Below are 22,006 nucleotides of genomic sequence, written 5' to 3'. Positions count from 1 at the left end.
AGCTTGTCGAAGACCTTTCTATAATTGAAAATGAAAAACATGTGTTATTCACTTCTGCTTTGCTCAGCGTAGCGTTAGTAGGTGTATGTCTTAATATGGTCACTACTATTCGTCACCCATTTTAAATATTCGCGAATAGTCTCCAAATTCTGTGTTTTTCAAATTTTCTTCGATTACTTTTTTTGCGATGTCAAAGTCCACAACTATACAACCGGCTTCCATTGTTCCGCTTCCAATACTACCACCATCAGCATAGCCAAGCCCAGTTGAACCTAAAAGTTCGTCTAAGTGGTTTTCAAGTCTATGGCGTTTATCAAGGTCTTCATCTGTACCGAAGCCGTCGATAAAATATTCAACTTCCAGGAAAGCCATTTTATCATCATCAAATTCGGCATAACCTTCTTTCAGTTTAGCATCAATTTCCTTTTGTACTTTCTTGCGGAAATTTGAAAAAAGCCCACCTGTAACTTTATTTTGCTCGCCAGGTTCTCCAACAATACCCAAATGTATTGTTGCTGTTTTTTCGTCATCCGAAGTCTCCCAATAATGAAGCTGATTATTTATTAATTTGTACAGTTTAAGCATGCTAATTTAGATTTCTTGTCAATTCTCTTTTTTAGAATATTTGTCTGAAAGTTAAGCTGATCCTGCCATTTTTGGTGTCTGATTTGGGTATTGAATGCTGCCAGAGGACTTGAATTTCTTGTGTCATATATACCAAGCTACCTGATGTTAGTTCATAATTTATAAACAAATCTGGATTTTCGATGTTCCTGAATTTTAAAGTTCTTGTTTCTCCGACAGAAACAATCGCAATGCCGGTACCAGTAGCTAAGATGTCGGTTTGATCTGAATGGTAGCCCATTTTAGATTTGCCGTCTAAATAATAATTAATCAAACAGTTGTTAGGTTCGAAACCAATTACCGTTTTCAGTTTTTTATTGATGACCTCAAGTTCTGGTAAAAACTCTTGATAAGGATATTCGATTTGAGAATAATTATAAGCCTTACCAAAACTCGCAGTTTTGCGGGCAGTCATTCGTTCATCCCATTTAACCGTTGATATTAAAAGGTTAAGTAATCGGCTGGGATTGTCGATAAAATTTTCAATATAGGTTATGCCGTCCATTTATAAGTCTAAATATATTGTTTATTAAATACATTTAGGTGTAGCAAGGTTTAAATTAATGTATTTGATAATAAAAAGCAAGTCAAGCCTTTGCTTAGACGATATGAAGAATTTTTGCAAGCGGCATGCCTGCTCTCAATGTCATTAAGCTAAGCCATTCGGCATAAGTAAAAATAATCCACAACGAAAGCACAAGTCTGGCCTTTTTTGAGGCCACGGCGCCAAGACTTGCGCTAGATTATGGGATAATTTTTACTATTTTGTAGCGGGAATCAACTTAATATGATGTTAACCTTTGCAATTATATACGTATCTTATCATCATAACCGCGGCCAATTTATCTTTGCTCAGCTATTAGATAGCAAGTTAGATTTTGAAATTAAAGATGCAGTATTCGGTGGTATACCTATTTATAACTATGTTGAAATGCCAAGAATGCTTGACAATAATGGTGAACCACGTTTAGATGTATTCGTATTTAGGCCCATAAAACCGATGCAAGCTGGTGATTTTGTTAAAGGTCAGCTAGTAGAATTAATATTGCCTGACGAATAGCCGTCTCCGATTCTTTTAGTATAGCGCAGGATTGAGCTGCTGACCTTAAGGGCATTACTTATCTACGGTCATAGCCTGGATGGCTTATGCATTTATAAAATAATTGAACTAACTAAGGTTTGCTAATTTTGGTCGTAGTGTCTAGCTAAGAGCCAAGCAAAATCAATTTTAAAAAAAAGCCCATCTTTCGATGCGCTAGCGTTGATCAGGCCATAGTTAGGCCAGCCGATGCTGGATTTATTTTTTTGTCGCCTTGTAATATGCCGTTGCTGCTTCCGGATCAGAAACGGTTACTTTGACCAGCCTGGCGTTATGATTGTGCAGCTCGATAGGCTGTTTCATAAATGGACCCCAGTAGCAGAAATAGCCTAACTTTCCTTCATCCAGCCCCTTTAGAAAGGTTTCGGGAATATCGTAATCTGTTACCTTGTAAGTTCCGAAAACTATGCGCTGGTGTTTTTGGGTTGCTTCAAATTGTTTGTTGATCATTCTCCAGACATTAAAGAAAATGAGGTCGACAGTCTCTATTTTCCTTGCAGCGGTCAATGTTGCCCATTTCTTCGGCGAAGATCCCTGGTACATGTTTACCTTAAACACTTCTTTGTTTTTCCCATGGATGATTTCCAGTACGGTCTGGATCGTATCGCGGGTTAACTCATATGTGGTATTCTGCAACCAGTCATCACTTTTAGCAATCGGCCAGTCTATCTTGGTGTAACCTAAATACTGCAGCTCTTTAATACGCGCATCAAAGTCCTTATAATCGCTCAAATGCAGTTTAAGTCTGTCAACATCAGGGGTAATGGGCTTTTGGGCGAACAGGCTTGAACTGATAATTAACAGGAATAAGGCTTGGAGCAAAAATTTGGTTTTCATAAAGAAATGTTTGGTGAGCGAAAATTGTCGGCCGAAAATACAGAGTATTTAACAAATCCCAAAAAACAGGCCTAAAAATGTCGGATGAGCCCCCAGTCTTAGCGTCTCGCTAAGACCCAAGCCAAACTAATTATAAATAGATCTAAACAAAAAAAGCCCATCTTTCGATGCGCTTTTAATCTTAGCGGGAAAGTGCAGAATACCGAGCTTTTTGTCAGCAACCGTTATTTTTACTAAAGTCACGTTTAAAGAGTACCTTATTATTCTGCTCAATATAATCACCTGATACAATCAAATAGGGGTGATTGGGCGAATAGCCGGCGCTGTGGCTTCTTACTGTTATTTTGTCGTTAACTTTCAGGTCATTAAACTGCTGAAATTCCTTAAGCGTGAATTGCATCATGTATGCTTCGCCATCAATCCTGACGATAAGCCATTTTGGTCCTGATTTCGCATTTGCGCGCTGAAAAGTAACTGAGGTGACCACAGCCTCCATATTGCTGAAATCCTTTAAGTACTTCCTTATTTTATCATGACTGGCATGTACCTTTTTACCTTCAGGAGAAAGCTCCCATTCTTTGAACTTTATACCATCAGGAGAGGCCTCCCATTTTTTTCTGTCATTCACCATTCGGGCTTTCCGCTCAGCGGTAGACAAGGGCTTTGGGGATGGCTTAACTTCACGATTGGCAAATACTAATCCGCTTACCACAACCAGTGGTAAGATCAGCACATAAATGGTTTTTTTCATATGTTTTATATCCTTTCAAATTGATTCAGCGAATCTAGTTTGATATTTTTTGGATGGAGTGATTTTGATTGTAAATAAAAATGTAAATTTTGTAAATAAATTGTAAATCGTATTTGAAGCGCGATTTTAGCCCCTCGCTCAATGTTTAAGTTAAGCACTAAGGTAGTTACCCTGAGGGATAATTTATTTTAGAAAAATCAATATAAATGACAGTCGGATTTAAGAGAGATAATATCGTCATTTCGACTGAAGCTTACCGATTTAAGCATTTGTTTTTATTTACTGATGGTATGCTTGCTTGTTTCACAGGTTTCATCGGTAGCGTAATGTTCCAGAGGAACTCCTTTGGAGGAGAACCCGAAGGCTTTGCGAAGCAAAATCTTTAAATTTTTCGGTAACATAGTTCAAAGATCTCTCCACTTCGCGTTGCTTCGGTCGAGATGACGACCTTTCTTTTGATTCTGTTAATGGTAGCGTAGTCGAAGACTTCTTGAGATTGATGAAACGCAAATAAATGCCCTTTGACTACGCTCAGGGTAACATCTTTTCGCGATTTATCCCCTTAACTTAACGACATAGCATCCCCCATTCTGATTGTAGCATCTCGCTATGACCCAGGCAGCAAAAATAATTTAACCACGACTTGTCCCGATTTTCGGGAGATAAAAAGGATGCACACAGATATGAAAATCTGTGTTTATCTGTATGCATCTGTGGTTAAAATTTACTGCGTACGTTTCTTTTCCTCCTCACTGGCCGAGGTTCTTTTCCTGGCAGCTGTTGGATTACCGCCCAACCGGTACGAGAAGCTTAAAGTAGCACTGCGTGTATCGTTCTTCTCATAAAAACCATTATGTTGATTCTCGTAATCAACATCAATACGGTAGGCATTTCCATAAAATATATCGTTTACAGCCAACCTTAAAGTACCTTTGCCCTTTAACAAACTCTTGCTCACACCTGCGCTCACATCATAAAGCTGTGCAAGTTTATAAATGCCCTGTATGGTAGGAGAAGAGTACCATGCACTGATTTCCGCTTTCAATCCCTGTGTTTTGTTCAATGTAAAAGCATGATTGGTGCTGAGGTAAATACCCCAAACATGATAATCATAACGGGCCTGTAAATATCCCGACTTTTCCTGGCGGTAGGAGCCCTGTGCATAATTGTTGATTTCCCACCAGGTAGCTGCCTTAATAGGAAAGGAAGCCGAGAAACCCATTTCCTGACTTAAATCGAGGTTCCTTTGGGTATCATAAAAGAGTTTTGAGGTGTTATCCTGTACCGAGATATTACTAAAATAATCAACCACTCGGCGTAGGTAAAATGAAATGTTATATTGCTGTTTATAGGTATAACCCAGTTCGCCATTGTAAATAAAAGCAGGTTGCAGTGCAGGGTTTCCTTCCAGGTAAGTGTAAGGGCTGGTATAAGATTTAAAAGGGTTTAACCTCCAGTATTCAGGCCTGTTGATCCTTGAATTGTAAACGAGTTTTATTTCGTTGTCTTTATTCATTTTATACGCTACAAAAAGGGTTGGGAAAAGTTTAAAATAGTGGTTCCGGTTGTTGGTATTTAATACCAGCGATTTCCCGTTTGTCCGGGTATATTCGCCACGTAGACCGCCTTCAAAGCTCCATTTGCCGGCATCTCCGCTAATACTGGCATAAATAGCCGATATGTTTTCTGCATATTCAAAGCGGTCGCTGCGGTTAGGTACCAATTCAGGGCCGGTTGCCGGATTATTATAAAAATCAAAACTGTTGCGTGTGCGGATACTGCTATATTTTACACCCGATTCAAACGTCCATTTCTTCCATAACTTATCCGAATAATCCAGTTTTCCCGAATAGATATCGATATTCTGGTCAGATGGGGTAAAGATGTGGTAATTGTCGGGAAGCAGATTGCCGTTGGCCAATGTGCCATAAGTATCTACCTGCTGGCTGTTTTTGTTCTGGTAAGTAACATAATCTAAATCAACATTAATATTCCGGCCATTGGTATCCAGTTTGATCTTGTAGTTGACATTGAAACTATATTGATAGGCTTTTCCATTAGAAACGTTTTGGGTATGAAGAATAGAATCTGGTACTGCCGAGTGGTTGTTAACAATAGTGGTTAATGTATTATTAGGTCTGCTGTTCACACCATTGTAGCCATTTACCAAAATCCCGATTACCTGTTTGTCGGTCAGGTTGTAGTCTGCGCCGATTTTATAACTATTGGCCTTTCCCGAACGTATTCCCGATTTATCATTCTTCCAGTCGGCATAGTTTCCTGGCGAATCGAAAATGATGTACTCACTTTCTGTATGGTCCTTTTTACGTCTGCTGTAGCCATAACTGCCATATACATTCAATTTGTCTTTCCGATAATTGAACACCATACTAGGGTTATAGCTGCTATAGGTTGATTGGGTATAACCGCTGGAAAGTACGATGTTAAAGCCGTCGCCTTTTGGTTTTTTGGATATAATATTGATTACTGCACCGCCCTGGGCATCATACCTGGCCGTTGGATTGGCGATGATTTCTATTTTGGCAATATTATCCGAAGGAAGGCTCCGGAGATATGCAGCCAGATCTTCGCCCGATAACCTGATGGGCTTATCATCCATGTAAATCACCACACCTTTGTTATTCGCCGTTACCCCACCGTCAAAACGTGTCTGTACGCCCGGTGCTTTGCCCAATGCATCCCAAACCGTTGCACCACTTGCTACAATGCTATTTTCGACATTGAATATCACCCTGTCGATTTTTCTCACAATAAGTGGTTTTGAAGCAGATACCGTTATCTGCTCCAGGGTTCTATCGTCACCGATCATCACGATCACAACCGAATCCATCGGAAGATTCAATGCCTGAACCGTATTTTTATATCCAACAGCATTAACCTTTAACATGTAACTGCCTTTAAAAAGCTGCGGGAAGCTGAACAATCCGTTTTTTGAAGTCTGAATGGCTAGGGTCGAGTCTCCACGGCGCAAGCCAATAGTTGCCCCGTCAATCGGTTCACCGGTTTTATCGGTTACCAAACCTTTACGTAATTGCGCTAAAGTGATCAAGGGGAAGCAGAAAATAAGGAGTAGGGTTAACTTTTTCATGTTTCAAAACTAAATGCTTTGCATGTTAAGCAGAGTTAATCTCGGTTAAATATGGTTAAATCTTGACCCCAGACTTCCATTGATAAAATGAATTGTTCAATTTAGGAGAATGAAATGGCTTCGCTCCAGATATGTTCTTCCGCTGGCGGTTATTACACTGATTATTAGCCTGTGCCTGCAATGTGCATGGATACGGCAGTTGTATCTGGCGCAAAAGAAATCTGTTGTTGCAGTACTCGAATCTATTGTTAGCGATGCTTCGAGGCAGATAAGCTATCAGACTATCGTGAAGGGGCACGAGAAAAGTATCCGTTTTCAGCAGTTTTTTCTCTCACCAGAATGGCTGGTGCTGAAGCATGCTTTTGATGATTTAAAAGTGGATAACCTGCGCAGCCGGTTCCATTATGGAATTACCAATGATAGTTCGGTGGTAGAAATGAAAATGTCGTTCCCGAACAATCCTAAAAAGCAGACCGATAACAAATCAACAGCCGTAATCGATGGCAAATCGCAACGGGAAGTTTCGCTGGAAGATCAGCGGGACCTAAAGGAGATGGATAGTTTGGTAAACCGTCGGCTTGATGGCTTGGGTGTGGCTATCGATAGGAGCTATGCCCTTTACAACTATTCAGATGGGAAGTTGGTGAAAGGGAAAGTGGTTTCTAAAGATGCATCTTCTTTCATCAGTGGGAAATATACCTATAACCTTAAGTTTCAGAAACAGTATCAGCTAGTGGTGCCAAGTATTACCTGGTTGATCATTTATCAGATGAGGTATTACCTCATTTCATCGTTCCTTATGCTAGCGCTTACAGCAGCCGCGTTCTACCTGCTCATCAGGCTGATGAAAAATCAACAGCTTTATGCCCAGGCGAGAATGAGCTTTACCAGTAACATGACGCATGAACTCCAAACACCAATCTCAACGATTGCTGTGGCCCTTGAATCGATCAGTAAATATCATTTGATCGATGAGCCAGAAAAGTTGCAGAATTACATTAATATAAGCCGTCACGAATTACAGCGTTTGCAAGCGATGATCGAAAAGGTGCTTAAGCAGGAACAAATGGACCTTGGAAAAACAAAATTGCAATTTACCCTCTTCGATATTCAATCCGTACTCAAACAGGTGATTTTTTCAATGGATATTCAGGTACGCGAGAAGAATACGCAGCTTATACTTGTGCCTTCTGATGAGCCCTATTTTATCAAAGGTGAAGCCATGCATATTGCTAACGTATGTTATAACCTTATTGATAATGCATTGAAATATTCGCCGGCGCACTCCAAAATTGAGGTCTCCTGCAGCATTGCTGATCATGAGTTAACCATTAGCTTTAAGGATAACGGTCCGGGGATTAAAGAAATCTATCAGCAGCAGGTTTTCGAACGCTTTTTCAGGATTTTTAGTCAGGATAATATCCACAATGTGAAGGGATCCGGCCTGGGGCTTCATTATGTAAAACAGGTGGTAGAACTCCACGGCGGACGTGTTGCGCTGCAGAGTAAAATAGGTAAAGGAAGTAATTTTATGATCATTTTGCCATTGTATGAAGAAAACTAAGGTTTTATATGCAGAAGATGAGCCTTTTTTGGCGCGCATCGTACTTGATGGCTTAACCAGCAGTGGTTACGAGGTAAACCTGGCTTTAAATGGCGCACTTGCCTGGGCGCAATTTGAAGAAGAAAAGCCTGATATCTGTATACTCGACATCATGATGCCTCAAAAGGATGGTTATACGTTGGCGGCCGAAATTAGAAAATCAGATCCCAATATTCCGATCATCTTTTTGAGCGCAAAAGCCCTTACCGACGATGTGGTGATGGGATTTAAAAGCGGTGGAAACGACTATCTTAAAAAGCCTTTTAGTATTGATGAGCTGCTGGTGCGGATGGAATCACTTTTAAAGCGGTTTGGCCCTGCGAACAACGGGGAAAACGATACCGATAGAAAATACCGGTTCAGGAACTGTGAACTCGATCCTGTAGCTCAAAAACTAAAAACTTCTATAGGTGAATATTCACTTTCTTATAAAGAAGCTATCCTGCTCGAATTATTACTGAAAAACCGCAATAACATTTTGGAACGTGAGGATGCGCTGATCAAAATATGGGGAGAAGACAGTTTTTACAATGGCCGCAGTATGGATGTGTTTATGGCACATCTGCGAAAACTCTTAAAAAGTGAACCTGAAATACAGATCATCAGTTTGCGTGGAGTAGGGTATAAGCTCATTTGTTGATGACGTGTTAATTAAAGTTATCATTCTGGTCGTAGCGTCTCACTATACCCAGGCAAATCAATTTATAACAAAAAAATAAGGTTAATAACATATTATAATATGCGATGTCCAAATTAGTCAATAAATAAATATCACATGGTTCTCTGCAACCTATTTCCAATTTAGTTTTTCCTTGAGTTCCGGATACCTGGTTCTTCCAACTGGCAATTCAGTTCCATTCTTTAGCCTTAAGAAGTGTCGGCCCCCGGCTTTTCGCAACAAGGCCTCGAATTGCGACTGTGATACCAGGTATGACTTATGTATCCGGAGAAAGGAATGGCTCAAGAGCTGAGACAACTGCTCCAAACTCTTATCGTGAAGGAAAAGTTCACCGCTTTCAAGATGGATTTCAGAATAGATATCTGAGCCCTTGAAAAAAACTACATCAGCTATGGGAACAATCTTCAGTGTACCCTTAAACTTAACGGAGAGAAATTTGAGCTGCCGTGTTCCCATGGTAATCCTTGCACGTGCCCGGTCTAGGGCAAGTGCTAACCTTTCCTTTTCGAAGGGCTTGGAAACAAAATCCACGACCCCAAAATCAAAGGCATCTATGGCCTTATCGCGCTGTGCCGATACGATGATGGTATGAAAGGATTCTGCAGCAAACCGCTGCAGGATTTGTAGGCCATCTTCTCCATTTAGGTTCAGGTCCAGGATCATGAGGTCAATCTTATTGGTTTCAAGGTACGCGTTTGCGTCGGCCAGATCACCAATAAGTGTGATTTCGGCCAAACCAGCTAGGATTGTGCTGCACATGCGCCCGATCCGGCGGGCGATGAGGATTTCATCCTCGACGATCAATATCTTCATCTGTTAATGGTAACTTTGGTAACCCATCCATCTTCGACGGCGTGTGATTCGAAATGCCAGTTGTTCCCATAGCTTTCATTCAGCCTCGCCCGGATATATTTGAAGCCCGTCCCGGTTCCCTGTGCCTTTAATCTGGAATTATTTGCCCTAACCCGAAGGGTATAGGACCTTGCCGTGTGACCGGACGAATAGCATAGGTGGAGTCTTACGGTCCCGTCCTCAAGTGGCCGGCTGTGCGTAACCCCGTTTTCAAGGGCGGTATGGATGATGGCTGGAGGGATAGATTCAGTCGGGTCAATTCCCTCAACGGTGAACAGATAGTTGATGTCCTTACGGTACCGCATAATGTCCAGGTGGAAGTTGCAGAGGGCTATTTCGTCTTCAATCGGGACCAATTTTTTTTCGGCCATTTCAGAAAGGAGTTCAAATTCACCTGCGAGTGCGGTAATCATGGATATACCCTCATTGGGCGATTGTTCAACCAGTTCGGTCAATGCGGTCAGGCTGTTCATCAAAAAATGGGGTTGGATGCTTTTTTTTAACAACTCGGTCTTTAAGCGTTCCGACAATAGCATGTTCTGCTGGATATCGCCCATCATTTTTTCAGAGCGCTTGCTTAAAAGATAGAGCATGCTGACCAGGAGGAGGCCAAAGCTAATATAAAGACTATAATCGAAACTCAGGAAAAAAGCGGTCATCAGGCTGGCTGAGAGCGCTGCCAGTACACCCAGGTATCCCTGGATCCTCAGCTGTGCTGCCCTCAATACCACGACCAGACAGGCGATGCCTGTAAGCAGCCCAAGTACCTTGGCGCTAAGGTCGTATCTCCCATGGTAAAAAATAAATGCGGTCAGTAGGATAAGAATGTAGCCCGAATTAAATAAATAAGGACCGAAGGTGCCGAACTGCCGGTTCAGGAAATACGGAATGAGGATGGAGATGACCAGGGTAAGTATACCAATCGCTTCCAAACGGATAAACTGGAACGGATAGGCATAGTTGCTGGTTGCTGGCATATATTCGGCGGCCAGCAGAACAAGGAATAACAGGCATAGAATGGCAAATACCAGAAACAGCGGTTCGGATAGATGTGCACGGTAGAGAAAGAGATAGTAAATAGCTCCGATAAGGAATATTCCGCCCAGCATGGACATCAGAACAAGCATCAGCTGTGGCATACGGTTCAGGTCTTCATAGGTGCCGGCATGCACATTGAAGAACGTATACTTTCGCTGGTGGTGAAAGTTAGAGATCCTCAGGGCAAGAACATGGTGGCCTGGCTTGGAAATGGTATCTCCGATGCTGAGCGTTAAGTGGTGGTAGCCTGGAACCTCCAGATCCTTTGTTCCTGCCACCTTTCCACTCGAACCAATATATCTTCCATCCCAATAGGCATCATAAGATCCCAGGGCGATAACCTGAACAACAAAAGGGGAAACGGATTTTTCCCTGTCCGTCACTTGGAAATGGAAGCGCATTGTGTATATGCCCTTATGGGTGGTCCCATTGGATGTATTCCAGCCTGTATCATTATAGCCGCGGGTTAGCCACTTTGGATCGCTTCCGATTTTAAGGCGAACTTCCTTGGGCCGGGTCGGTCCGGTTGTGCATCCACCCAGTATAAATGCCGTGGCAATAAAAAAAAGAATACGACATCTCAGCATTATCCAAAGATAGATAGTTTCAGCACATCATGGAGTGTCGTTCACGAGTCTCTGATGCTGTTCACGGGGATTTTTGTCTGGCTTCAAATGAAAGCTGCTATCATTGCGAAAAAGAAGCCATGATACTTTCAATGAAAAAAATGTACTGCCTTTTGTTCCTTATCATCCAGGCGACCTGTGCTATTGCCCAGCAACCTATGGCAGTGAGAATAGACTCGGTATTTTCTCTTGCCCATAAAAGGGGCATCTTTAATGGGAACATCCTGATCAAAAAGGGTGGCAAGATTCTGTACGAAGCATCCATGGGATATGCCGGGGCTGGTAAAAAATCAATGCTCAGCAGGGATCTGCTGTTCGATATCGGTTCGGTCAGCAAGGAATTTAATGGTGTAAGCATCCTGATGCTACAGGAAAAAGGGCTCTTGAACCTTAAAGATCCGCTGTCAAAATACATCCGGGGCTTGGGCAAATGGGCAGATCGGGTACAGCTAAAGCACCTGATTAACTATACCAGCGGGATCCCGTTGTTCGACCCATTGGCGGAAGAAAAAGATGAGACCATTTGGGAGAACCTGCGCAACCTAAAGGATGTTGAATTCGAGCCTGGCAGTGCCTATCTTTACAATCACTATAATGTATTCCTGCAGATGCGGATAATCGAGGAGGTAAGTGGGATAAGTTATGCCGATTTCTTGGAGAAGAATATATTCGTTCCCCTGGGAATGAACGGTTCAATCGTGGACAGCCCAACTGACGGGGCAAGGATGGCAAAGGCTTTCGATAATGAATTCAGGCCTGCAGCATATGCCCAGGGCATGAGCGGTTGGGTGCGGTTGACGGCAGAGGACCTGGGTAAATGGGTAGAGGCGCTTGACCATTATCGGATTATTTCGAAAAGTTCGTATAAGAGCCTTTCTGAGAATTTCCCTGGTGGAGAGAGTAGTCTCGGGTCTACTGGCTTTGTAAACGGGGAATTAAACTTCCACCAGCATCAGGGTTCCAACAGTAATTATGAGGCGCTCATCTACAGCCTGCCGCAACAGGATATTTTAATTGTAATGATGACCAATAACCAGCAGATGAAGGTTCATGGCCTTAAGTCTGCCATATTGGGCGTTCTACAAAACCACCCTGTTCAGGTACCCAAAAAATCGGTGTATCTTGAGGTGAGGGAAAGAATATTGGCCAGCCGGACCAAAGGGATCGCCTATTACAACCAACTGCGGGCTGATCGCAGCGATACCTATGATTTTTCATTCGAGATCGGTGATCTGATTAGCACCGGGAAGTACCTCCATCGCAGGAAACACTATGAGGATGCCATCTATATGTTTGAACTGGCTGTCAAGCTCGATGGGAAACCTGCCGATATTGCCTATGGCTATGAGCAGATGGGAAACAGTTATCTGGGTAAGGGCGATAAGGTTGAGGCCATCAAATGTTTTCAAAAGGCAATAAAGATAGATCCCGATAACCTTAACGCGAAAGGCATGGTTTCGTCACTTTAGCCAGATAGATGTGGCATTGCTAAGCAATAGTAGATTCCTTGCTGCACATTATTAACCAGTGCCTTAAAATGGATGGAGCTGAAGCCTTACATGGTCAGATCAAGATCGACGGTGTATTTAAGAATTTGAAGTTCGCCAGGTCAAAATTTATGGCTATAAACCAGGGAATATTCAGCAAAACCACATATTATAAAAGCGTTATTGTTGTCATATTTTTACCTGTTTTAAATTAAATATTGTTAATATATATAAATGTCAGTAATTTAGTCTTATATAATCGTCGTCTCCTAATATTTCTAACTTACTGTGTCCGTTGATAAAAGCCCTGATCCGTGGTTTATAAGGAATAAGCAAAAAATCCATTGGCTGGAAACTTCCAATGATAAATTTATCTATTTTGTTATATCCATTTTCCTGGTGGTACTTGTTCATCTGGTATTAATTCAACTCGATTCGGGACTACCAATAGCGGTTTTATATGGCCCGTTGGCATTTTCAGCCTATCTCAGTTTACAAAAAAGGCCTACATTCACCGTCTTTTTTGCGTTAAACATGGTGTTTTTTGCGCTATTGAGTTTAACATATCTTTATCTGAAGACACCATGGGCGATGTTGAATCTGAAAAGAGATTATATCGATTATTATTACCTGTTTTATTTCTTGGCGATGATTATCTCGATGGCTGCGCATAGTATTTTCCCCCTGATTACGCTAACGAAAAAGGAGAATGTTGCCAGAGATGAGATGTTTTTGATGAATTTCTTCTATTTCAGCATTTTTATATCAGTATTGATTGTTTTCATTTTAATCCGCCAGTTTGTATTTCCAAAGATTTTGAATGGATTTGATGTAAATCTGCTTATCAATTTGTTGCTTTTCATGGGTTGGCTGATGATCGGCAACTTCATCAGGACGCACATCAGGGATGGAGGTTTGAATTTGAAACTGCACGAAACGGTTGCGCCGGTTGACCTTATCGGTAATGAAACCGGTGGGAAGAATGTCTACTTTGAAAAAGTTGATGCTGTGTTATCCAATGCCGATTTCTTTTGTGACCCAGAGTTTTCACTTGCTGTATTGGCTGCTAAAACTGGCATTGCTCGGTTTCAGCTGACCAATGCATTGAAGGTTTTTTATGATAAGAATTTTTATCAGTTATTGGCAGAGCTCCGTATTCAACATGCCAAAGTAAAGCTAGAAGCAGATTTGGATTTAAAGATAGAAGCACTCAGCTATGAATGCGGGTTTAAGTCGAAAAGTGCATTTAACAAATATTTTAAGGAGATTGTAGGATTAACCCCAAAAGAATATAGGAGTTCGGTTAAACAAAATGTGCCTGTAGCCATCTGCTGAAATTATGAATATTCTTTTATTGCTTATATTTTTGCTTGCGGTTGCTTCATTAATCCTGATCCACAGGTTGGGTGTAAAGGAGAGTTTTCTAAAAGTGATGCAAGCTTACCATTTTTACTCTATTGGTCATGTCTGCTATACGGCGATAGCCATTAATTTTTTCGGCGATATCCGTTTTGTAGATGCGGGTGCACCATTTGCCCTGGGCTACGGCCCGTTGCTTTATCATGGGATTATCACCTCTATAAAGGAGATGGATAAAGAAATGCGAAACCGCATCCTTTTTCATGTCATACCTATCCCTATCTTCTGGATTGCATTCATTGTATTGTTGTCTGACCCCTTGTTAAGGGAGCAGTTTCGGTGGAAATACTATTTAGTTCTTGGGATATGCCAGGGCGTCTCCCTCTTGGGTTATGGCGGTTGGGCCATTTATTTGACAGGTTCTAAAAAAATAGTTTCCCAATTAGGCGATAGGAGCAGGATGATCAATGTTGCCTCTGTACTGATTCTGTTTATGGCTTCTTTTGGTGTTGTTGTGATGTTTTCGCGCGTACTACCGCATAGGTCTATGCCTCCCACCATCGGCCTTTACATTATATATGGCTTTTTGCTTAGTGCTCAGCTGTCAGTTGCGAGGTATCTTTACAAAAGAATGAAACGAATTGCAAAAGCTGAGGGCAACTCAGCAGAGCAGATAGCTTTACAGAAATCTGAACCAGCTTACGAAAAATCTGGCATTCCGACAGAATTATTGGCCGAATACAACCTGCGGTTACAAAACCTAATCTCCAAAAACCACATCCACCTTGATAGTTCGCTTTCGATCGAAAAAGTAGCGGGCTTATTGGGAATTTCCGCCCACTATACCAGCCAGCTGTTTAGCAGAATTCATAACGAAAGTTTTATCAATTATATTAATAAGTTACGCATCGACCATGCCTGTTTTTTACTGACGCATGATGAACAAAAGAGCATTGACGAGATTATATTCGAGTGTGGTTTTGGATCGAAAGCAACTTTCAACCGCGTCTTTAAAAATCTGAAAGGCTGTACCCCCTCTCAATTTCGGAACAATTAAAAGGAGATAAACCTTTAAGTTGATTTAATGTAGTATTAAGTATACATAATTCATAAATCTAGTACATCCCAATGAATTGATACTTGATTTCTGTGATCTCAGCGCATATTTGCGGCCACTTACGGGTACATACTGAAAAACGTTTTTTTATCAGGATGTTCCATGAAAGTGAGCGGCAATCATGATGTTCTCTGAAAATTAACGCTTTCAAGGCCTCCATTATTGTCCGTTCGGACAAACGAAATATTACTTATATGAATACACATTTACCAAAAAGGATAGCGGCAGCTATTGATTGGGTATGCTTTTTTGTGCCGTACTTTAAACGTTCGGCGCTGATGAAAACGGCCATGCTCCTGATACTGTTCGCTTTTTCAATTTCAAACACTTTTGCAGACGGTAGTAGAGACCTTTATCCTTCAAACGCTTCTGGAGGTAGGGCAAAGCTGCGGTCCAGTACGGTGTCTTCGGCTTCCTATCCATTTCCTGGACTCAATGCTCATTTTACCTACGCGAAAGCAGGGGAACTGATTACCATGGCCAGTAGTGAGATGGGTACAGGAAGTGCAGCGATCAGGTTAACCGCGCCTGATGGGACAGTAAGCAATTTTACCGGCAATACAAACGGGCTAATTGCCAATAGGACTGCTGAACTTGCAGGGCCCAGGTTGCCTGGAGTGGCCGGAGGAAATTTTTATACACCTGTTTACTACGCCGTTCCAAATGGTGGGACAGGAGTTTATAAAGTAGAATTTATTGCTGGGGGTGGTGTAAATAACAGCACTACCAATGGGAGGCAAGACATCGCAGCAACTGCAGCTTGGGCAAATAATGGCACGAATACGCCCCTCATTTCGGCATGGGACGTATCCGTTTTTTCATCTAATAGTGCAACAGCGTCCTATATACCTGGCAGGGTGTATGCCAATATTCTCACCCTGGATATCAATGTAGAAAATTCGTTCCCCACCAATCGTAATTTTTTCGGTGTGATGTATGTTCTTACCAAGGATGGTTACACTTATCGAACCAATAATAACGGGAATAATGGCATTAGTTTTACATTTTTTGTTAATAATAAAGGCTTGGTAGATGCTTCCGATCAGCCTAAGTATAAAAGTGTAAATACAACGACCGGAATTGCATCCCAGATACAGGATCCCCGTACTGCTGACACGCAATCTTCGATTACCCACAAGATGTTCTATAAATTACCTTCCAACGACCTTCCGGTTTCTGCACCAGGAGCGGTGCCCGGTGGATCGACATGGCTGAAAAATGCAAGGCTAAATCCAGAGGTAACTGATCTGGACATTATTGGTACAGACGGAACAGTAGGACAGGTGAGTAATAAAGGTGGAAAAGTGGTTTTTACCGCTAATCTTGCTGGTCGGTACAGTATTAAAATCATCAGTAAAAAGTCTGTGGGAGATCCTTTGTACTTCCCTACAAGAACGCTGACAGGGACGGCATTAGCTGGCGCTAACTCAGTGGAATGGGATGGAAAGGATGGGGCTGGAGTAGCACTCCCCAATGGCTCAATTCCTGCAACCCTGACCGTCCAGTTACAGGGAGCTGAAGTTCACTTCCCCTATTTTGATATGGAGGTTAATCCTAATGGATTGATCTTAGACTTGCTTGCGACAGATAATTCATCAGTTCAATCAAATATTGTTTATTGGAACGATGCCGATATTCCAGTAAAGGATGTTGCTTCGAATCCGATAAATGCCAGCCAAACGGCTATTCCATCAGGAACCTCCAGTACAACCAACGGCCATAAATGGGGCGCTGTTAATAGCCCTACTTCAAATACATTTGGAGACAATATGTCAATGGACACCTGGACGTTCGTTTTGGGTGCTGAAGAAACCCTCGACCTTCAGGTAGAGGTAAAAACTGCTGATCTTGAAGTAGTTGGCATCACACCATCTGCATCTACCATTGCAGCTAATGGAACGATCAATTATACGGTTGTTGCCAGGAACAACGGGCCGAGTGATGTAACCGGTGCACCGTTCGCATTTAATGTCCCTACGGGCTATGAAATCACAGGAGTTGTTCCGTCAAGCGCTTGCGCAACCGAATCTTCCAATACGATTTCTGCCGACAAACTAAAATATAACTCAAACCTTACCTTGGCAAACGGCTGCTCGATCAGTTACGTAGTCACGGTGAAGGCCATACCATCGGTAGCTGCAGGCTCGGTGCTGAATGTCGGTGCAACGATTCTGCGTCCGAACGACGTAACGGACCCTGATGCGACCAATACGCTCGCCAATGTACCTCCAACTGATCCGCAGTTTGAATGTAGCAATAACGGAAAGGGCGGAGCTTGTAACAATATCAAAGCTAATACTACAGTTCAGGTAGTTAATACTCCTCCGGTAGCATCTCCCGATCAGGGAACTGTTATTGAGGATGGTACGCTCAATGTCCCTGCTGCAAGCGGACTGCTGTCAAACGATACTGATATTGATGGCAATACCCTCGCAGTCACCAAGTTCACCATTGGTGCTACAGATTATCCGTTAAATACTGCTACGGTTATTCCTGGAGTTGGAACGATAACTATAAATGGAAATGGTAGCTACATTTTTCAGCCAGTAGCTGACTTTAATGGTGCAGTGCCTGTAATCAGTTACAGCATTACTGATGGTAATGGTGGCATTAGCACAAGTACCCTTTCAATCACGGTTACCCCGGTTAACGATGTACCTGTTGTTGCAGCGATCAGCAAAAGCGGAGCGGAAGATACCCCGATACCTTTTGCCGCTGTAGACTTTACCTCGAAATTTACCGACAAGGATAACAACCCGTTAACCAAGATCCGTATTGTCGATCTTCCGTTGAACGGTACCCTGCAGCTTAACGGGGTTGCCATCACAGTGGGCCAGGAGATTATTGCAGCGGATCTGGACAAGATCACTTTTGTTCCCAATGCAGACTGGAACGGTTCGACCAGCTTCAACTGGAACGGCAGCGACGGTACGGCGTATGCAGTTTCGAACGCACCTGTAAACATCACGGTTACTCCGGTAAACGATGTTCCGGTTATTGCCGCGATCAGCAAGAGCGGAGCGGAAGATACCCCGATACCTTTTGCCGCTGTAGACTTTACCTCGAAATTCACAGACAAGGATAACAACCCTTTAACCAAGATCCGTATTGTTGATCTTCCGTTGAACGGTACCCTGCAGCTCAACGGTGTTGCCATTACGGTAGGCCAGGAGATTATTGCAGCGGATCTGGACAAGATCACTTTTGTTCCCAATGCAGACTGGAACGGTTCGACCAGTTTCAACTGGAACGGCAGCGACGGTACGGCATATGCAGTTTCGAACGCACCTGTAAACATCACGGTTACTCCTGTAAACGATGTTCCTGTTGTTGCTGCGATCAGCAAGAGCGGAGCGGAAGATACCCCGATACCTTTTGCCGCTGTAGACTTTACCTCGAAATTTATCGACAAGGATAACAACCCGTTAACCAAGATCCGCATAGTCGATCTTCCGTTGAACGGTACCCTGCAGGCCAACGGCGTTGCCATTACGGTAGGTCAGGAGATTATTGCAGCGGATCTGGACAAGATTACTTTTGTTCCCAATGCAGACTGGAACGGTTCGACCAGTTTCAACTGGAACGGCAGCGACGGTACGGCTTATGCAGTTTCGAACGCACCTGTAAACATCACGGTTACTCCTGTAAACGATGTTCCTGTTGTTGCAGCGATCAGCAAAAGCGGAGCGGAAGATACCCCGATACCTTTTGCCGCTGTAGACTTTACCTCGAAATTTACAGATAAGGACAACAACCCGTTAACCAAGATCCGTATTGTCGATCTTCCGTTGAACGGTATCCTGCAGCTCAACGGCGTTGCCATTACGGTAGGTCAGGAGATTATTGCAGCGGATCTGGATAAAATCACTTTTGTTCCCAATGCAGACTGGAACGGCTCGACCAGTTTCAACTGGAACGGCAGCGACGGTACGGCGTATGCAGTTTCGAACGCACCTGTAAACATCACGGTTACCCCGGTAAACGATGTTCCGGTTGTTGCTGCAATCAGCAAAAGCGGTGTTGAAGATACCCCGATACCTTTTGCCGCTGTAGACTTTACCTCGAAATTTACAGACAAGGATAACAACCCATTAACAAAGATCCGTATTGTCGATCTTCCGTTGAACGGTACCCTGCAGCTTAACGGTGTTGCCATCACAGCGGGCCAGGAGATTATTGCAGCGGATCTGGACAAGATCACTTTTATTCCCAATGCAGACTGGAACGGTTCGACCAGTTTCAACTGGAACGGCAGCGACGGTACGGCTTATGCAGTTTCGAACGCACCTGTAAACATCACGGTTACCCCGGTTAACGATGTTCCGGTTGTTGCAGCGATCAGCAAAAGCGGCGCGGAAGATATCCCGATACCTTTTGCCGCTATAGACTTTACCTCGAAATTTACAGACAAGGATAACAACCCATTAACAAAGATCCGTATTGTCGATCTTCCGTTGAACGGTACCCTGCAGCTTAACGGCGTTGCCATTACGGTAGGCCAGGAGATCATCGCAGCGGATCTGGACAAGATTACTTTTGTTCCCAATGCAGACTGGAACGGCTCGACCAGTTTCAACTGGAACGGTAGCGACGGTACGGCATATGCTGTTTCGAACGCACCAGTGAATATCACGGTTACTCCGGTAAACGATGTTCCGGTTGTTGCAGCGATCAGCAAAAGCGGTGTTGAAGATACCCCGATACCTTTTGCCGCTGTAGACTTTAACTCGAAATTCACAGACAAGGATAACAACCCGTTAACCAAGATCCGTATTGTTGATCTTCCGTTGAACGGTACCCTGCAGCTTAACGGCGTTGCCATCACAGCGGGTCAGGAGATCATCGCAGCGGATCTTGATAAGATTACTTTTGTTCCCAATGCAGACTGGAACGGTTCGACCAGTTTCAACTGGAACGGTAGCGATGGTACGGCATATGCTGTTTCGAACGCACCTGTAAACATCACGGTTACTCCGGTAAACGATGTTCCAGTTGTTGCAGCGATCAGCAAAAGCGGAGCGGAAGATACCCCGATACCTTTTGCCGCTGTAGATTTTACCTCGAAATTCACAGACAAGGATAACAACCCGTTAACCAAGATCCGTATTGTTGATCTTCCGTTGAACGGTACCCTGCAGCTTAACGGTGTTGCCATCACAGCGGGCCAGGAGATCATCGCAGCGGATCTGGACAAGATTACTTTTGTTCCCAATGCAGACTGGAACGGTTCGACCAGTTTCAACTGGAACGGTAGCGACGGTACGGCATATGCTGTTTCGAACGCACCTGTAAACATCACGGTTACCCCGGTAAACGATGTTCCGGTTGCCGTAGCCAATACCAATACGACGCTAGAAGATACTAACTTAAATGTTTCAGACGGTGCGACAGGAGTTACAGGAGATATCTTAATAAATGATACAGATGTTGAAGGAAATACCCTAACTGTAACGAATTACAGCATATTCGGTGTAACAGGTACACAGACTATTGGTACTCCGGTTGTCATCACCGGCGTGGGCACAATAACCATCAATGCTAACGGAAGTTATGCCTTCCAACCAGCAGCCAATTATAACGGAACTGTTCCTTTAATTACTTATAACATTAGTGATGGAAATGGTGGTAATGCTGCGAGCACACTTGCCATTACCGTAACTCCAGTGAACGACATTCCTTCATTTACCAAGGGAGCTGACCAAACAATTGCGATCAATTCTCCAGCTCAAACCATAACACCATGGGCTACTGCGATTAGCAGCGGGCCAACGGATGAGAGTGCACAAACCTTGAGTTTTGTAGTTACCAATGATAAAAACAGTCTATTTACTACGCAGCCGGCAATAAGCTCAACTGGTGTTTTAACCTACACCCCAGCTGCCGGCCAGTATGGTAAAACCACAGTTACGGTGTACGTGCAAGACAACGGAGGTACAACGAATGGCGGGGTAGATCAATCTGCTACACAAACCTTTGTGATCAGCATTAAGCCTGTTGGTACAACTGATACCGATACTACTCCGGTTAATACAGCTACAACTACAATTGTAACTGCGAACGACGGTCCGAGCGGTGTAGGCACTTCCGTTATCCCTGGAGGTACAAGCCCGGGCAACGGAACTATCACCATTAATCCAGACAAATCTATTACCTACACCCCAAACAATGGGTATGTGGGTAATGATACCTATACTTATATTTTAGAAACTCCAGATGGCGTAAAATCTGATCCTATTACTGTTAACATTACTGTTTACAATCCAAAAATTTCATTAGCGAAAGAAGGTCATTACAACGACTTTAATGGAAATGGCAAAGTAGATGCGGGCGACCGTATCAACTACACTTTCGTGGTGACCAATACGGGCAACGTAACCTTAACAAATGTGACGGTTACCGATGCAAACGCTACGATTTCCGGCGGTCCGATCGCTTCACTTGCGGTAGGTGCTTCAGACAACAGCACTTTTACCGGTTTCCATACACTTACACAGGCGGAGATTGATAACGGAGGTGTGTTCAACGTGGCCACTGCGACCGGAAAAGACCCTAAAAATAACAATATCACGACCACTTCGGTAGATCCGACACCATTGTCGCCTACCGATCCCAACTATCCGGTTACACCGCCAACACCTGCATGCCCAAGCTGTACGGTTACACCGATCGTACACACAGGTGCAATGACCCTGGCCAAAGACGGAACCTATAACGACTTCAACACGAACGGTAAGGTAGATGCGGGCGACCGTATCAACTACACTTTCGTGGTGACCAATACAGGCAACGTAACCTTAACAAATGTGACGGTTACCGATGCAAACG

Annotated in this window: 15 protein-coding genes; 7 read left to right on the top strand and 8 right to left on the bottom strand. The window is 43.2% G+C overall.

Annotation, left to right across the window (positions count from 1 at the left end; translation table 11 throughout):
• Positions 1-105 precede the first annotated feature (105 nt).
• Together ACTJKN_RS26085 and ACTJKN_RS26080 are read right to left on the bottom strand one after the other, a co-directional pair.
• Positions 106-585, bottom strand: coding sequence for a hypothetical protein (locus ACTJKN_RS26085; RefSeq protein WP_440828550.1), 480 nt, complete (start codon positions 583-585; stop codon positions 106-108).
• A gap of 31 nt (positions 586-616) precedes the next feature.
• On the bottom strand, positions 617-1,129 hold the full coding sequence (locus tag ACTJKN_RS26080) for an alpha-ketoglutarate-dependent dioxygenase AlkB (protein ID WP_440828549.1): 513 nt from the start codon (positions 1,127-1,129) through the stop codon (positions 617-619).
• A 282-nt stretch (positions 1,130-1,411) separates the two neighbouring features.
• Here ACTJKN_RS26080 and ACTJKN_RS26075 point away from each other — a divergent pair, with 282 nt between their 5' ends.
• Entirely contained in the window at positions 1,412-1,684 is a 273-nt protein-coding gene (locus ACTJKN_RS26075; protein WP_440828548.1) for a hypothetical protein, read from the top strand.
• A gap of 237 nt (positions 1,685-1,921) precedes the next feature.
• Here ACTJKN_RS26075 and ACTJKN_RS26070 read toward each other — a convergent pair whose 3' ends face one another.
• From ACTJKN_RS26070 to ACTJKN_RS26060, 3 genes are all read right to left on the bottom strand, one after another.
• Positions 1,922-2,560: a hypothetical protein gene (locus ACTJKN_RS26070; protein WP_440828547.1), complete on the bottom strand. Its 639-nt coding sequence runs from the start codon at positions 2,558-2,560 to the stop codon at positions 1,922-1,924.
• Positions 2,561-2,774: 214 nt separating this feature from the next.
• A complete protein-coding gene (locus ACTJKN_RS26065; RefSeq protein WP_440828546.1) occupies positions 2,775-3,311 on the bottom strand; it encodes a hypothetical protein in 537 nt (178 codons plus the stop codon).
• A gap of 724 nt (positions 3,312-4,035) precedes the next feature.
• Positions 4,036-6,420 carry an outer membrane beta-barrel protein gene (locus ACTJKN_RS26060; protein ID WP_440828545.1) on the bottom strand — a complete coding sequence of 795 codons (2,385 nt, stop codon included), beginning with the start codon at positions 6,418-6,420 and terminating at the stop codon, positions 4,036-4,038.
• A gap of 109 nt (positions 6,421-6,529) precedes the next feature.
• Between ACTJKN_RS26060 and ACTJKN_RS26055 the strand changes: the two genes are divergently transcribed.
• Together ACTJKN_RS26055 and ACTJKN_RS26050 are read left to right on the top strand one after the other, a co-directional pair.
• Complete coding sequence (locus ACTJKN_RS26055; RefSeq protein ID WP_440828544.1) at positions 6,530-7,984, top strand: sensor histidine kinase; 1,455 nt, start codon at positions 6,530-6,532, stop codon at positions 7,982-7,984.
• The gene (locus ACTJKN_RS26050; protein WP_440828543.1) at positions 7,971-8,663 is read left to right on the top strand and encodes a response regulator transcription factor; all 693 of its coding nucleotides are present in this window, start codon (positions 7,971-7,973) and stop codon (positions 8,661-8,663) included. The genes ACTJKN_RS26055 and ACTJKN_RS26050 overlap by 14 nt, the downstream gene beginning before the upstream one ends.
• 150 nt (positions 8,664-8,813) lie before the next feature.
• On the opposite strand, the gene ACTJKN_RS26045 is transcribed toward ACTJKN_RS26050, so the two are convergent.
• Both ACTJKN_RS26045 and ACTJKN_RS26040 read right to left on the bottom strand, forming a co-directional pair.
• Positions 8,814-9,515, bottom strand: a complete 702-nt coding sequence (locus ACTJKN_RS26045; RefSeq protein WP_440828542.1) for a LytR/AlgR family response regulator transcription factor — start codon at positions 9,513-9,515, stop codon at positions 8,814-8,816.
• On the bottom strand, positions 9,512-10,993 hold the full coding sequence (locus tag ACTJKN_RS26040) for a histidine kinase (RefSeq protein WP_440828541.1): 1,482 nt from the start codon (positions 10,991-10,993) through the stop codon (positions 9,512-9,514). Before ACTJKN_RS26040 ends, ACTJKN_RS26045 begins: the two co-directional genes overlap by 4 nt.
• Before the next feature lie 317 nt (positions 10,994-11,310).
• Between ACTJKN_RS26040 and ACTJKN_RS26035 the strand changes: the two genes are divergently transcribed.
• Entirely contained in the window at positions 11,311-12,687 is a 1,377-nt protein-coding gene (locus tag ACTJKN_RS26035; protein WP_440828540.1) for a serine hydrolase, read from the top strand.
• Between the two features lie 255 nt (positions 12,688-12,942).
• On the opposite strand, the gene ACTJKN_RS26030 is transcribed toward ACTJKN_RS26035, so the two are convergent.
• Entirely contained in the window at positions 12,943-13,119 is a 177-nt protein-coding gene (locus ACTJKN_RS26030; RefSeq protein ID WP_440828539.1) for a hypothetical protein, read from the bottom strand.
• Between the two features lie 120 nt (positions 13,120-13,239).
• On the opposite strand from ACTJKN_RS26030, the gene ACTJKN_RS26025 reads away from it, so the two are divergent.
• The 3 genes from ACTJKN_RS26025 to ACTJKN_RS26015 all read left to right on the top strand — a co-directional run.
• Positions 13,240-14,040 (top strand): helix-turn-helix domain-containing protein, encoded by an 801-nt coding sequence (locus ACTJKN_RS26025; RefSeq protein WP_440828538.1) that lies wholly within the window; start codon positions 13,240-13,242, stop codon positions 14,038-14,040.
• Positions 14,041-14,044: 4 nt separating this feature from the next.
• Positions 14,045-15,121 (top strand): helix-turn-helix transcriptional regulator, encoded by a 1,077-nt coding sequence (locus ACTJKN_RS26020; RefSeq protein ID WP_440828537.1) that lies wholly within the window; start codon positions 14,045-14,047, stop codon positions 15,119-15,121.
• A 254-nt stretch (positions 15,122-15,375) separates the two neighbouring features.
• Positions 15,376-22,006 (top strand): beta strand repeat-containing protein (locus ACTJKN_RS26015; protein WP_440828536.1); only part of this gene is annotated, 6,631 nt, incomplete at its 3' end.

It is taken from the genome of Pedobacter sp. 22163 (assembly GCF_052045595.1).
Lineage (GTDB): Bacteria > Bacteroidota > Bacteroidia > Sphingobacteriales > Sphingobacteriaceae > Pedobacter.
Note: the sequence above shows the minus strand (reverse complement) of the source record. Positions and strands in the feature narration are given on the sequence as shown.